General features: G+C 64.8%; 11 protein-coding genes. 8 read left to right on the forward strand and 3 right to left on the reverse strand.

The window, feature by feature from the left end; genetic code table 11:
* Positions 1–56: 56 nt before the first annotated feature.
* Both ACOZJV_RS20470 and ACOZJV_RS20475 read right to left on the reverse strand, forming a co-directional pair.
* Positions 57–851, reverse strand: coding sequence for a substrate-binding periplasmic protein (locus ACOZJV_RS20470; RefSeq protein WP_421548356.1), 795 nt, complete (start codon positions 849–851; stop codon positions 57–59).
* 98 nt (positions 852–949) lie between these two features.
* The gene (locus ACOZJV_RS20475) at positions 950–1,573 is read right to left on the reverse strand and encodes a TetR/AcrR family transcriptional regulator (protein ID WP_020299743.1); all 624 of its coding nucleotides are present in this window, start codon (positions 1,571–1,573) and stop codon (positions 950–952) included.
* Positions 1,574–1,759: 186 nt separating this feature from the next.
* Here ACOZJV_RS20475 and ACOZJV_RS20480 point away from each other — a divergent pair, with 186 nt between their 5' ends.
* The 8 genes from ACOZJV_RS20480 (at position 1,760) to ACOZJV_RS20515 (ending at position 11,139) form a co-directional block, all read left to right on the forward strand.
* Positions 1,760–3,550 carry an acyclic terpene utilization AtuA family protein gene (locus ACOZJV_RS20480; RefSeq protein ID WP_421548357.1) on the forward strand — a complete coding sequence of 597 codons (1,791 nt, stop codon included), beginning with the start codon at positions 1,760–1,762 and terminating at the stop codon, positions 3,548–3,550.
* Positions 3,551–3,565: 15 nt separating this feature from the next.
* Complete coding sequence (locus ACOZJV_RS20485; protein ID WP_421548358.1) at positions 3,566–4,438, forward strand: SDR family oxidoreductase; 873 nt, start codon at positions 3,566–3,568, stop codon at positions 4,436–4,438.
* Positions 4,439–4,441: 3 nt separating this feature from the next.
* The gene (gene atuC / locus ACOZJV_RS20490; protein WP_078470627.1) at positions 4,442–6,058 is read left to right on the forward strand and encodes a geranyl-CoA carboxylase subunit beta; all 1,617 of its coding nucleotides are present in this window, start codon (positions 4,442–4,444) and stop codon (positions 6,056–6,058) included.
* Between the two features lie 119 nt (positions 6,059–6,177).
* The gene (gene atuD, locus ACOZJV_RS20495; RefSeq protein WP_421548359.1) at positions 6,178–7,335 is read left to right on the forward strand and encodes a citronellyl-CoA dehydrogenase; all 1,158 of its coding nucleotides are present in this window, start codon (positions 6,178–6,180) and stop codon (positions 7,333–7,335) included.
* The gene (locus ACOZJV_RS20500; RefSeq protein WP_421548360.1) at positions 7,332–8,129 is read left to right on the forward strand and encodes an enoyl-CoA hydratase/isomerase family protein; all 798 of its coding nucleotides are present in this window, start codon (positions 7,332–7,334) and stop codon (positions 8,127–8,129) included. Before atuD ends, ACOZJV_RS20500 begins: the two co-directional genes overlap by 4 nt.
* A gap of 68 nt (positions 8,130–8,197) precedes the next feature.
* Complete coding sequence (locus ACOZJV_RS20505; protein ID WP_421548361.1) at positions 8,198–10,159, forward strand: acetyl-CoA carboxylase biotin carboxylase subunit; 1,962 nt, start codon at positions 8,198–8,200, stop codon at positions 10,157–10,159.
* Between the two features lie 70 nt (positions 10,160–10,229).
* Entirely contained in the window at positions 10,230–10,772 is a 543-nt protein-coding gene (locus ACOZJV_RS20510) for an exonuclease domain-containing protein (RefSeq protein WP_421548362.1), read from the forward strand.
* Between the two features lie 82 nt (positions 10,773–10,854).
* Entirely contained in the window at positions 10,855–11,139 is a 285-nt protein-coding gene (locus ACOZJV_RS20515) for a pyrimidine/purine nucleoside phosphorylase (protein ID WP_020299735.1), read from the forward strand.
* A 74-nt stretch (positions 11,140–11,213) separates the two neighbouring features.
* On the opposite strand, the gene ACOZJV_RS20520 is transcribed toward ACOZJV_RS20515, so the two are convergent.
* A complete protein-coding gene (locus tag ACOZJV_RS20520) occupies positions 11,214–12,017 on the reverse strand; it encodes an MOSC domain-containing protein (RefSeq protein ID WP_421548363.1) in 804 nt (267 codons plus the stop codon).
* Between the last annotated feature and the right edge of the window lie 81 nt (positions 12,018–12,098).

Raw genomic sequence — 12,098 nt, forward strand, 5'->3', positions numbered from 1 at the left:
GTGATCGGAGAGCAAAAATTTAGCCTTCAACGCCAGGCGTCGGCCATCTTGCGCAATCAGCGACGGGCCACCGGACTCACCACGATGCGATAGGGGTCGAAGATCTTCAGCATCTGCCCGTTGTCGCGCAGGCCCTGGAGCAACTGGCCGAAGGCTTCGCCGCTGATCGGCGCTTTGGAACGGATCAGCGCGTAGTGGTGATACACCTGATCGATGCGCTCGGACACCAGTAGTTGCGGGGCGTCATCGGCGTTATGCAGCAGGAAGTCGCTGAGGTAGGAACGGGTCACCAGGGCAATGTCCGAACGCCCGCGCAGCACCATCAGCAAATTGCTGTCGTGGGAGTACGTCAGCGTGGCGTTGAAGGTTTGCGCCAGGTACTTGGGGTCGGCGTTGAAGTGGGCAAAGGCATAGTGGTAGCCGCTGAACAGCGCCAGGCGCTTGCCGGAAAGGTCGTTGAAGTATTCCTGGCCCCGCTGCGGCGTGCGCTGGGCGACGAAAATCTCTGCGTCCTCAAGGCCCATGTCGACGCTGGTGTGGGCGATGTCCTGCCAGCCCCAGGCGGGGTTTTCAAAAATCGCCATGTCCACGCGGCCCTGCTCGAAATCACGAAAGCGCCGGGGGATGGACGTGGGAACCAGAACGAACTGGTAGTCGCTTTGCAGCTGGTTCAGGGCTTCCACCAATTGCGGCAGGAGCCCGGTGTCGGCGCCCTGTTCGGGGCGTACGGTGTACGGCGGAAAATGCGCCGCCGCGACCCGTACCAACTGCGCCGCGGTTGCCGGCCCCATCCATAGCGCAACCAACGCCAATAACGCGATGTGCGTGGCCGTACGCATGGACAAGGACATCAAGGCAACACACCTCAAAAAAGATCGGGGGGAATGCAAGTAAGCTAGGCGGTTTCAAGCACTTCGACAACTTTTGCAACAAACAATGATGGCTTGGGCTACCGGTCCTTGAGCACCAGGGTCAACGCTTCCTCGGCCAGTTGCTCCAGGGTCATGCTGCCATCGGCGCGAAACCAGGTGGTGGTCCAGGACAAGGCACCGGTCAGAAAGCGCCGGGTGATAAACACATCGCCCTTGATATACCCCGCTTCCCGGGCCTCGCCCAGCACCTGCAACCAGATCTGCTCATAGATATCGCGCAGCGCCAGCACTTGCGCCTGGCCCTCGGCGGACAGCGAGCGCCACTCGTACACCAGTACCGCCATGGCTTCGCCGCTGCCGCCCATGATCGACTGCAATTCACAGCGAATCAGCGCCAGCACACGCTCGCGCACGCTGCCGGCCGCGGCCAGTTCGACCCGCATCAACGCGGTGTTGTAGTGGATGGTTTCTTCCATCACCGCGCGCAGGATGTCGTCCTTGCTTTTGAAGTGGTGAAAAATGCTGCCCGATTGAATGCCCACGGCGCTGGCCAGGTCACGCACCGTGGTGCGCTCATAGCCTTTATTGCGAAACAGATGGGCGGCGGTTTGCAGCAGCTTGCCCCGGGCGCTGTCGGGGTCGGTCAGTTGCCCGTTGGCGACCAGCTCGCGTATGGCCTGCAAGGCTTTTTGCTCGTCCACGGGTTCTCTCCTACATTCAGCCAATCAGAAATACGCTGCCGCCCCTGAAAACAGGCGGGTTGCGCGCGCAATTTAAGCCTCCGGGGGCGACCAAGCAAGCGCTCGGGTCGAAGATACCTTGTGCATTTACAAACCAAGCGCTTGCTTGGTAGTCTCCTCGCAGTTCTTTTACCCGAGAGCCCTGCCATGACCAAGACCGTACGCATCGGCTGCGCCAGCGCCTTCTGGGGCGACACCTCAAGTGCCGCCGCGCAACTGGTGGAGGGCGGACACCTGGATTACCTGGTGTTCGACTACCTGGCCGAAATCACCCTGTCGATCATGGCCGGTGCCCGCATGAAGGACCCGACGGCCGGCTTCGCCACCGACTTTGTCGACGTCCTCAGCCCGCTGCTGGCGACCATTGCCCAGCAGCGGATCCGGGTCATCAGCAACGCTGGCGGGGTCAACCCCCAGGCCTGCGCCGCTGCTCTGCAAGCCGCCTGCGACAAAACCGGGGTCAAGCTGAAGATCGCCGTGCTGCTGGGCGACGACCTGCAACCTCAATTCAAGCAACTGCGCGATGCCGGCCTCCACGAGATGTTCAGCGGTGCGCCCCTGCCGGCAACGTGCGTCTCGACCAACGCCTACCTGGGCGCCCCGGGGATTGTCGAAGCACTGCGCCTGGGCGCCGACATCGTGATTACCGGGCGGGTGGTCGACAGCGCGGTGGTCAGTGCGGCGCTGGTGCATGAGTTCGACTGGTCGTGGCAGGACTACGACAAACTGGCCCAGGCCGCCCTGGCCGGGCACATCATCGAGTGCGGCGCACAATGCACCGGCGGCAACTTCACCGACTGGCGCGAGGTGCCGGACTACGAACACATCGGTTTCCCTATCGTCGAAGTCGCGGCCGACGGCCAGTTCGTGGTGAGCAAGGTCGAACACAGCGGCGGCCTGATCAGCCCCCTGAGCGTCGGCGAACAGTTGCTCTACGAGATCGGCGACCCGCGTGCCTACCTGCTGCCGGATGTGGTCTGCGACTTCAGCCAGGTCCGGCTGCGGCAACAGGGCAAGCAGGCGGTCAGCGTGCACGGCGCCAAGGGCCTGCCGCCCACGGCCCAGTACAAGGTCAGCGCCACCTACCTCGACGGGTTTCGCTGCACCGCCAGTTGCCTGATGGCCGGCATCGACGCCGTCGCCAAGGCACGCAGGGTCAGCCAGGCGATCATCGACAAGACCAGCGAGATGTTCAGCCAGCGCGGCTGGGCGCCCTACAGCGAAGTGAACATCGAACTGCTGGGCAGCGAAGCCACCTATGGTCCCCATGGCCAGCGCCAGGACAGCCGTGAAGTGGTGATCAAACTGGCGGTGCGCCATCCGAGCAAGCAGGCCCTGGTCCTGTTTTCCCGGGAGATCGCCCAGGCCGCCACCGGCATGGCGCCGGGCCTGACCGGGATCGTCGGCGGCCGGCCGACGGTGTATCCGCTGATCCGCCTGTTCTCCTTCCTGATCGATAAACAGGCCTGCCCGTTAAGCATCGACTTCGCCGGGCAGCAGCATCCCTGCGCCCTGCCCGCCGTCGACGCCCTCGACCCGGCGGCCCTGCCCGCCCCGCACCCGGTGCCCAGGCCCGAAGGGCGCGCCGACGCCAGCGTGGCCTTGATCAAACTGGCAGTGGCGCGTTCCGGCGACAAAGGCAACCACAGCAATATAGGGGTCATGGCTCGCAGCGCCGAGTACCTGCCGTGGATTGCCGAAGCCCTGACCCCGGAAGTGCTGGTGGACTGGATGAGCCACGTGCTCGATCCGGTGCATGGCCGGGTCGAACGCTGGTACTTGCCGGGCAGCCACAGCCTCAACTTCCTGCTGGAAAACGCCCTCGGCGGCGGTGGCGTGGCCAGCCTGCGGATCGACCCGCAAGGCAAGGCCTTCGCCCAGCAGTTGCTGGAAATCCAGATCCCGGTGCCCCAGGGCATCGCTGACGCCGTCAATTGACACAAAGGAGCCGCCGTGGCTTACGACTCGATATTCAAACCTGGGCTGTTCAGCGGCCAGACCGTGCTGGTCACCGGCGGCGGCAGCGGTATCGGCCGCTGCACCGCCCATGAACTGGCGGCGCTGGGCGCCCATGTGCTGCTGGTGGGGCGCAAGGCCGAGAAGCTGCAAGCGGTGGCCGGGGAGATCGCCGAGGACGGTGGCAAGGCCAGTTGGCAAGCCTGCGATATTCGCGATGAAGAGGCAGTGAAGGCGCTGGTGGCCGAGCTGATCGCCGCCCACGGGCCGATTCATGGCCTGGTCAATAACGCCGGCGGGCAGTACCCCTCGCCGCTGGCGTCGATCAATCAGAAAGGTTTTGAAACCGTGATGCGCACCAACCTGGTAGGCGGTTTCCTGATGGCCCGGGAAGTCTTCAATCAGTCCATGAGCAAGCACGGCGGGAGCATCGTCAACATGCTCGCCGACATGTGGGGCGGCATGCCGGGCATGGGCCATTCCGGCGCGGCGCGCTCGGGGATGGACAACCTGACCAAGACCGCCGCCTGCGAATGGGGTTATGCCGGGGTGCGGGTCAACGCCGTGGCGCCGGGCTGGATCGCCTCCAGCGGCATGGACACCTATCAAGGCGCCTTCAAGGCGGTGATCCCGACCTTGCGCGAACACGTGCCCCTCAAACGCATCGGCAGCGAGTCGGAAGTCAGCGCGGCGATTGTATTTCTGCTGAGCCCGGCGGCGGCCTTTATCAGCGGCAGCACCTTGCGCATCGACGGCGCCGCCAGCCTTGGCAGCCGCGCCTGGCCGCTGCACAAGGCGCAACGCGGTGCTTCGGCGTACAACGGTTTCCACCGCGCCTACCTGCCGGACGTACTCAAGGACGAGGAGTAAGCCATGCCGGTGATCCACTCCCAGCTCGACCCGCACAGCCCGTCATTTGCGCAGAACCGCGAGGCGATGCTGGCCGCCATCGCGCAGATCCGCCAGTTGGAGCAGAACCTGCTGGACAAGGCCGCCCAAGCCAAGGAGAAGTTCGCCCAGCGAGGACAATTGCTGCCCCGTGAACGCCTCAATTTGCTGCTGGACCCGGGAGCGCCGTTCCTGGAGCTGGCGAGCCTGGCCGGCTACAAGCTGCATGACGACAAGGACGGCAGCCAGGCCGGTGGCGGCCTGATCGCCGGGATCGGCTACGTGTGCGGGGTGCGCATGCTGGTGGTGGCCAACAACAGTGCGATCAAGGGCGGCACCATCTCCCCCAGCGGCCTGAAAAAATCCCTGCGCCTGCAGCAGATCGCCCTGGAAAACAAATTGCCGGTGGTGACCCTCGCCGAGAGCGGTGGGGCCAACCTCAACTACGCGGCAGAGATTTTCGTCGAAGGCGCGCGCAGTTTCGCCAATCAGGCGCGCCTGTCGGCCATGGGCCTGCCGCAGATCACCGTGGTCCATGGTTCAGCCACTGCCGGCGGCGCCTATCAACCGGGGCTGTCGGATTACGTGGTGGTGGTGCGTGGCAAGGCCAAGCTGTTTCTGGCCGGGCCACCGCTGCTCAAGGCCGCCACCGGTGAAGTGGCCACCGATGAAGAACTGGGCGGTGCGCAAATGCACGCTCAGGTCGCCGGGACCGCCGAGTACCTGGCAGAGAACGACGCCGATGGCCTGCGCATCGCCCGCGAAATCGTCGGCCTGCTGCCGTGGAACGACCAGTTGCCAGTGGCTGCCCCGCGTCCCTACGCCGAACCGCTGTACCCGATCGACGAGTTGCTGGGGTTGATCCCTGACGACCCGAAAAAACCCTACGACGTGCGGGAAATCATCGCGCGCCTGGCCGATGCCTCGAACTTCCTGGAGTTCAAGGCCGAGTTCGACCAGCAGACCATTTGCGGCCATTTGCAGATTCAGGGCCGGGCCTGCGGCTTTATCGGCAACAACGGGCCGATCACGCCCAAAGGTGCGAGCAAGGCCGCGCAGTTTATCCAGCTGTGCGATCAAAGCCGCACTCCGCTGCTGTTTTTCCACAACACCACCGGGTTCATGGTGGGCACCGAGTCGGAACAGCAAGGGGTGATCAAGCATGGGGCGAAGATGATCCAGGCGGTGGCCAATGCCCGGGTCGCCAAGCTGACCATCGTCGTCGGCGGTTCCTACGGCGCCGGCAACTACGCCATGTGCGGGCGCGGGCTGGACCCGCGCTTTATCTTCGCCTGGCCCAACAGCCGCACGGCGGTGATGGGCGGCGCCCAGGCCGGCAAGGTGCTGCGCATCGTCACCGAGGCCAAGCACGCCAAGCAAGGCCAGGTCGCCGACCCGAAGATGCTCGACATGCTGGAACAGGCCACCGCGCAAAAGCTCGACAGCCAGTCCAGCGCCTTGTATGGCAGCGCCAACCTGTGGGATGACGGGCTGATCGACCCCCGAGACACCCGTACGCTGCTGGGTTACCTGCTGGATATCTGCCACGAAGCCGAGGTTCGCCAGTTGCAACCCAACAGCTTCGGCGTAGCACGGTTTTGAAACGAAATACCCTGTAGCCGCTGCCGAACGCGGCCCGAGCCTTCGCCAGCGGCTACAGATCGGGAGTTCGGGCAATCAGGATTGACGCGGTGTGACTCAACCTCAGGAGAACAATAAAAATGATCTTCACCCAGGAACATGAAGCGCTGCGGCGCACCGTGCGCAGTTTTGTCGAGCGCGAGATCAACCCCCATGTCGAGGAATGGGAGAAAGCCGGGCGCTTTCCGATCCACGAGCTGTTTCGCCAGGCCGGCGAGCTGGGGTTGCTGGGCATTTCCAAGCCGGAGAAATTCGGCGGCATGGGCCTGGACTACAGCTATTCGATCGTCGCCGCCGAAGAATTCGGCACCATCCATTGCGGCGGCATCCCGATGTCCATCGGGGTCCAGACCGATATGTGCACCCCGGCCCTGGCGCGGTTCGGCTCCGATGAGTTACGTGAACAATTCCTGCGGCCCGCCATCAGCGGCAAACAGGTGGGCTGCATCGGCGTCTCCGAAGTCGGCGCCGGCTCCGACGTGGCGGGCCTGAAGACCACGGCCCGCAAGGATGGCGACGACTACGTGATCAACGGCAGCAAGATGTGGATCACCAACTCGCCCTGCGCCGACTTTATCTGCCTGCTGGCCAACACCTCGGACGACAAGCCCCATATCAACAAGTCGCTGATCATGGTGCCGATGAACACCCCGGGCATCAGCCTCAGCTCGCACCTGGACAAGCTCGGCATGCGCAGCTCGGAAACCGCCCAGGTGTTTTTCGACAATGTGCGGGTGCCTCAGCGCTACCGCATCGGCCACGAGGGCGCGGGTTTCATGATGCAGATGCTGCAATTCCAGGAGGAGCGGCTGTTCGGCGCGGCCAATATGCTCAAGGGCCTGGAGTACTGCGTCGACAGCACCATCGAGTACTGCAAGGAGCGCAAGACCTTCGGCAACGCGCTGATCGACAACCAGGTGATCCACTTCCGCCTGGCCGAACTGCAAACCGAGATCGAATGCCTGCGGGCCCTGGTCTACCAGGCCACCGAGCAGTACGTGCGGGGCCAGGACGTGACCCGCCTGGCGTCCATGGCCAAGCTCAAGGCCGGGCGCCTGGGACGCGAAGTCAGCGACAGTTGCCTGCAATATTGGGGCGGCATGGGCTTCATGTGGGATAACCCCGTGGCCCGGGCCTATCGCGATGTGCGCCTGGTGTCGATTGGCGGCGGCGCCGACGAAATCATGCTGGGCATCATCTGCAAACTGATGGGCATCCTCCCGGGGAAAAAGAAATGAGCCGCCTGCCCGAATGCCAGACCCTGCTGCTCGAACCCCACAACGGCGTGCTGCACATCACCCTCAATCGCCCGGACAGCCGCAATGCCATGAGCCTGCAGATGGTCGCCGAACTGCGCGCGGTCCTGGCTGCCGTGGGGGACGATCGCAGCGTGCGCGCCTTGGTACTGGGCGGCGCCGGCGGGCACTTCTGCGCCGGTGGCGACCTCAAGGACATGGCCGCCGCCCGCGCCCAGGGCCCGAGCGCCTACCGCGACCTGAATCGCGCCTTTGGCACCTTGCTCGAAGAGGCGCAGCAGGTGCCCCAGGTCCTGATCGTGGTCCTGCAAGGTGCGGTCCTCGGTGGCGGTTTCGGCCTGGCCTGTGTCAGCGACATCGCGATTGCCGACCACCAGGCGCAGTTCGGCATGCCCGAAACCAGCCTCGGCCTGCTGCCGGCGCAGATCGCCCCCTTTGTGGTCCGACGTATCGGCCTGACCCAGGCCCGCCGCCTGGCCCTGACCGCTGCGCGTTTCGACGGCAACGAAGCCGAACGCCTGGGGCTGGTGCACTTTGTCGAGCATGACCCACAGGCCCTGGCGGAACGCCTGGACGAGGTGCTGGCCCACGTCCTGTGCTGCGCCCCAGAGGCCAATGCCGCGACCAAGGCCCTGCTTCTGGCCAGTGCCGAAGAAGCCCTGCCCTCGCTGCTGGATCGCGCCGCCGAGCAGTTCAGCCAGGCGCTGGTCAGCGCCGAAGGGGTCGAAGGCACCCTGGCTTTTGTCCAAAAACGCAAACCGGCCTGGGCCCGTTGAGCCAGTGGCCGGCCAGCCACTGATGCTGAAGCCGGCTTCGCCAGAACTACCACCTCAGGGAGCCCCCCATGCGTGCCTTCAGCAAAATCCTTGTCGCCAACCGTGGTGAAATCGCCTGCCGTATCCAGCGCACGGCCCAGGCCCTGGGCTATCGCACCGTGGCGGTGTTCAGCGATGCCGATGCCGACGCCCTGCACGTGCGCATGGCCGATGAAGCGGTAAATATCGGCGCGGCGCCGGTGCAACAGTCCTACCTCAACAGTGCCGCGATCCTGGACGCTGCCCGCCGCAGCGGCGCCGATGCGATTCACCCCGGCTACGGCTTTCTTTCGGAAAACGCCGCGTTCGCCAGCGCCTGCGAGGCGGCCGGCCTGACCTTTATCGGCCCCAGCGCCGCAGCCATCGAACTGATGGGCAGCAAGCGCCTGTCCAAACTGGCTATGCTGGCGGCGGGTGTGCCGTGCATTGCCGGCTACCAGGGCGCCGAGCAGGACGATGCCCGCTTGCAGGCCGAGGCCGAACGCATCGGCTACCCGCTGATGATCAAGGCCAGCGCCGGTGGCGGCGGGCGCGGCATGCGCCTGGTGCAACAGCCCGGACAGTTGCAGGAGCAACTGCGCACCGCCCGCTCGGAGGCACTGCATGCCTTTGGCAGCGATGAGTTGATTCTGGAACAGGCGTTGATCGAACCGCGGCACGTCGAGATCCAGGTGTTCGGCGACCAGCACGGCAACCTGATCTACCTCGGCGAGCGCGATTGTTCGATCCAGCGCCGGCATCAGAAAGTCATCGAGGAAGCGCCGTGCCCGGTGATGACTGCCGAGCTGCGCCAGACCATGGGCGAGGCCGCCTTGCAGGCCGGGCGTGCGGTCAATTACGTCGGTGCCGGCACCGTCGAGTTTCTGCTGGATGCGCGCGGGCAGTTCTATTTTCTGGAGATGAACACCCGCTTGCAGGTCGAACACCCGGTCACCGAGCTGATCACCGGCCTCGATTTGGTGGCCTGGCAGTTGCAGGTCGCCGCCGGCCTGCCCCTGCCCTTGCGCCAGGAGCAGGTGCAGCTCACGGGCCATGCCATCGAAGTACGGTTGTATGCCGAGGATCCGGCGCAGCAGTTTCTGCCCCAGACCGGCCGGGTACAGCGCTGGGAGCCCGCCTCGGGCCCAGGGGTGCGCATCGATCACGGCCTGCTTGAGGGCCAATCGGTCAGCCCCTTCTACGATCCGCTGCTGGGCAAGCTCATCGCCCATGGCGCCACCCGTGAAGAAGCCCGACGCAAGCTGCTGCGGGCCGTGCAGGATTCGGTGCTGCTGGGGCTGGCCAGCAACCAGCGGCTGCTGGCCAATCTGTTGGCCCATCCGGGATTTGTCAGCGGCCAGTTCAGCACCGCCTTTATTGCCGAGCACTGCGCCGACGACCCGAGCCTGCAAGCTCTGACCCCCAGCCCCGAACACCTGGCCATCGCCGCCGCGCTGTTTTACCAACAGGCCAGCGGCGCCCATCCCACAGGCCTGGCGGGCTGGCGCAACACCCCTAACCCGGCCCTGAACTACCGCCTGGGACATGAGCTGCAAAGCTGGTCGATCGCGGTCAGCCCGTTGCCGGCGGGCACGGTGCAGGTGCACCTGGCAGAGCAGACCCTTCAGCTCAAACTGCTGGAACAGGACGGGCGCTGGGCCCGGGTCGAGGTCAACGGCGTGCAGCGGCGCCATGCCTACCACTTGCAGGGCGAGCACCTCTGGCTGGGCACCGGCCCCGGCAGCCTGCACGTGCAGGACCTGACCCACGCGCCGGTGGTCGGCCAGGCCAGCGCCGAGACGGGCACCCTCAAGGCACCCATGGACGGGGCGATTGTCGATGTGCTGGTCAGCGAGGGCATGCCGGTGAGCAAGGGCCAACTGCTGCTGGTGCTGGAAGCGATGAAGATGGAACACCCGCTCAAGGCCGGCATCGACGGGGTGATCAAACGGGTTCAGGTGAGCCTGGGCGACCAGGTGAAAAACCGCCAGATTCTGCTGGAGGTGGAATAAGCCGCTAGGCGGATACGCCGGCTTTGGCTACGCTCATGCCTCATCTGGATGCTCAAGGCTGGAATTTGCGATGCCCCACTGGCTGGTAATAGATCTGGAAGCCACCACCGATGAAGGCGGCTGGCCGGTGAGCGAGATGGAAATCATCGAGATCGGCGCCACCCTGGTGAACCGGGAAGGCCGCGAACTGGATCACTTTCAACGCTTCGTCCGGCCCTCGCGGCGGCCGATGCTCACGCCCTTCTGCCGTGAACTGACCCACATCACCCAGGCCCATATCGACGCGGCGATGCCCTTGAGCGAGGTCTGGCCGCAGTTCGAGCGCTGGCTCAGCCCGCACCACGAGCGCTTGCACGGCTGGGCCAGCTGGGGCGATTACGATCGTCAGCAACTGCTGCAGGAATGGCAGCAACTGCACTTGCAAAGCCACCTGAGCCAGGTACCCCACATGAACCTCAAGCAGCGCTTCGCCAAGGCCCGGCGCCTGGAACGGCCCATGGGCCTCAACAGCGCGCTGCAACTGGCGGGAATGCAGTTCAGCGGCCAGCAACACCGGGCCCTGGAGGACGCGCGCAATACCGCGCGCCTGCTGCCACTGATTCTTCCGGCCTGAGCCTGCGGGCAACAGGTGACGCCCCTAATGCCCTTGTGCATACTGGCCGACCTTTTTGACCCTTTTTCTAGAGGAATCGCCCATGTTTAAAGTCAACGAGTACTTCGACGGCACCGTCAAGTCGATTGCCTTCGGCACGGCCGAAGGTCCGGCCACCATCGGCGTCATGGCTCCGGGCGAATATGAGTTCGGCACCGCGCAACGGGAAATCATGCACGTGGTCTCCGGCGCCCTGACCGTCAAGCTGCCTGACAGCAACGGCTGGGAAACCTTCGCCGCCGGCAGCCAGTTCAATGTTCCGGCCAACAGCAAGTTCCAGCTCAAGGTCGCGGTCGATACCGCCTACCTGTGCGAGTACCGCGGCTGATCCGAACACCGGACACTGTACAAAAAAATGCCCGTATCCTGCGATACGGGCATTTTGCATTTCAGGATCAGGGGTTATTCGAGCACGGTGACCGGCATCCCGACTTCAAGCCGACCGTTGCTGTCGTTCACCAGGTTTTGCCCGAACATTGCACCGTCTTCCTGGGCCCGGTACTGCTGCAGGGTGGCCAGGGGCTCGCGGTCGGCGCTGCGCTTGCCGGTCTGCGGGTCGATGGTGGTGAGGATGCAGCGCGCGCATGGCTTGACCAGCCGAAACTCGATATCGCCGATTCGCACCCGCTTCCAGCCGTCCTCGGCATAGGCGCTGCTGCCCTCGATCACCAGGTTGGGTCGAAAACGCAGCATCTCCAGGGGGCGCCCCACACGCTGCGACAAATCTTCAAGGGACGCCTGGCCAATCAGCAGCAACGGAAAACCATCGGCAAAGGCCACCTGATCGTCGTCCTTGCCGTAACCCGCCTCGGTGGCACGGGCCCGCTCCAGCGGCACCTGCACCAGGCGCGTCGGCTTGCCGACAAAGTCGCTGACCCAGGCCGCAGCAGCCGCGCCGGCATCCGGCACGCGCAGGGTATCGCGCCAGATGGTCACCCCCCGCAGCTCGGCATCGGCGCCGGGCAAGGCGACATCAATCGCGCTATGCCCGGGGGCACTCAGGGTCAGGCCGCCGCGTTCGTTATACAGCGCCGAGAGTTGGCTCATCTGCGCCACCGCGCGCTGCGTCAGGAAGCGGCCGCTGGCTTCATCCACCAGCATCCAGCGTCGATCCCCATCCAGGCCCAGTTTGTCCAGGGTGATCTGTTGCAGGGACTCGCCCTGGCCGGACTTGAGGGGGTATCGATAAAGCGCACTGAGACGCATGGCTGCTTCCTGGGGGGCAAAAACGCCACCTTATACGAGCCACCGGGTGATGCAAGAAAACCCGACACGGGCAGGCCTTGC

The organism is Pseudomonas sp. QD4 (genome assembly GCF_049199125.1).
In the GTDB taxonomy this organism is placed as follows: Bacteria; Pseudomonadota; Gammaproteobacteria; order Pseudomonadales; family Pseudomonadaceae; genus Aquipseudomonas.

Excerpts from the sequence above, each read along its gene's own strand:
- ACOZJV_RS20470 (WP_421548356.1), bottom strand. The coding sequence starts at position 851 with ATGTCCTTGTCCATGCGTACGGCCACGCACATCGCGTTATTGGCGTTG.
- ACOZJV_RS20480 (WP_421548357.1), top strand. The coding sequence starts at position 1,760 with ATGACCAAGACCGTACGCATCGGCTGCGCCAGCGCCTTCTGGGGCGAC.
- atuC (WP_078470627.1), top strand. The coding sequence starts at position 4,442 with ATGCCGGTGATCCACTCCCAGCTCGACCCGCACAGCCCGTCATTTGCG.
- atuD (WP_421548359.1), top strand. The coding sequence starts at position 6,178 with ATGATCTTCACCCAGGAACATGAAGCGCTGCGGCGCACCGTGCGCAGT.
- ACOZJV_RS20500 (WP_421548360.1), top strand. The coding sequence starts at position 7,332 with ATGAGCCGCCTGCCCGAATGCCAGACCCTGCTGCTCGAACCCCACAAC.
- ACOZJV_RS20505 (WP_421548361.1), top strand. The coding sequence starts at position 8,198 with ATGCGTGCCTTCAGCAAAATCCTTGTCGCCAACCGTGGTGAAATCGCC.
- ACOZJV_RS20510 (WP_421548362.1), top strand. The coding sequence starts at position 10,230 with ATGCCCCACTGGCTGGTAATAGATCTGGAAGCCACCACCGATGAAGGC.
- ACOZJV_RS20515 (WP_020299735.1), top strand. The coding sequence starts at position 10,855 with ATGTTTAAAGTCAACGAGTACTTCGACGGCACCGTCAAGTCGATTGCC.
- ACOZJV_RS20520 (WP_421548363.1), bottom strand. The coding sequence starts at position 12,017 with ATGCGTCTCAGTGCGCTTTATCGATACCCCCTCAAGTCCGGCCAGGGC.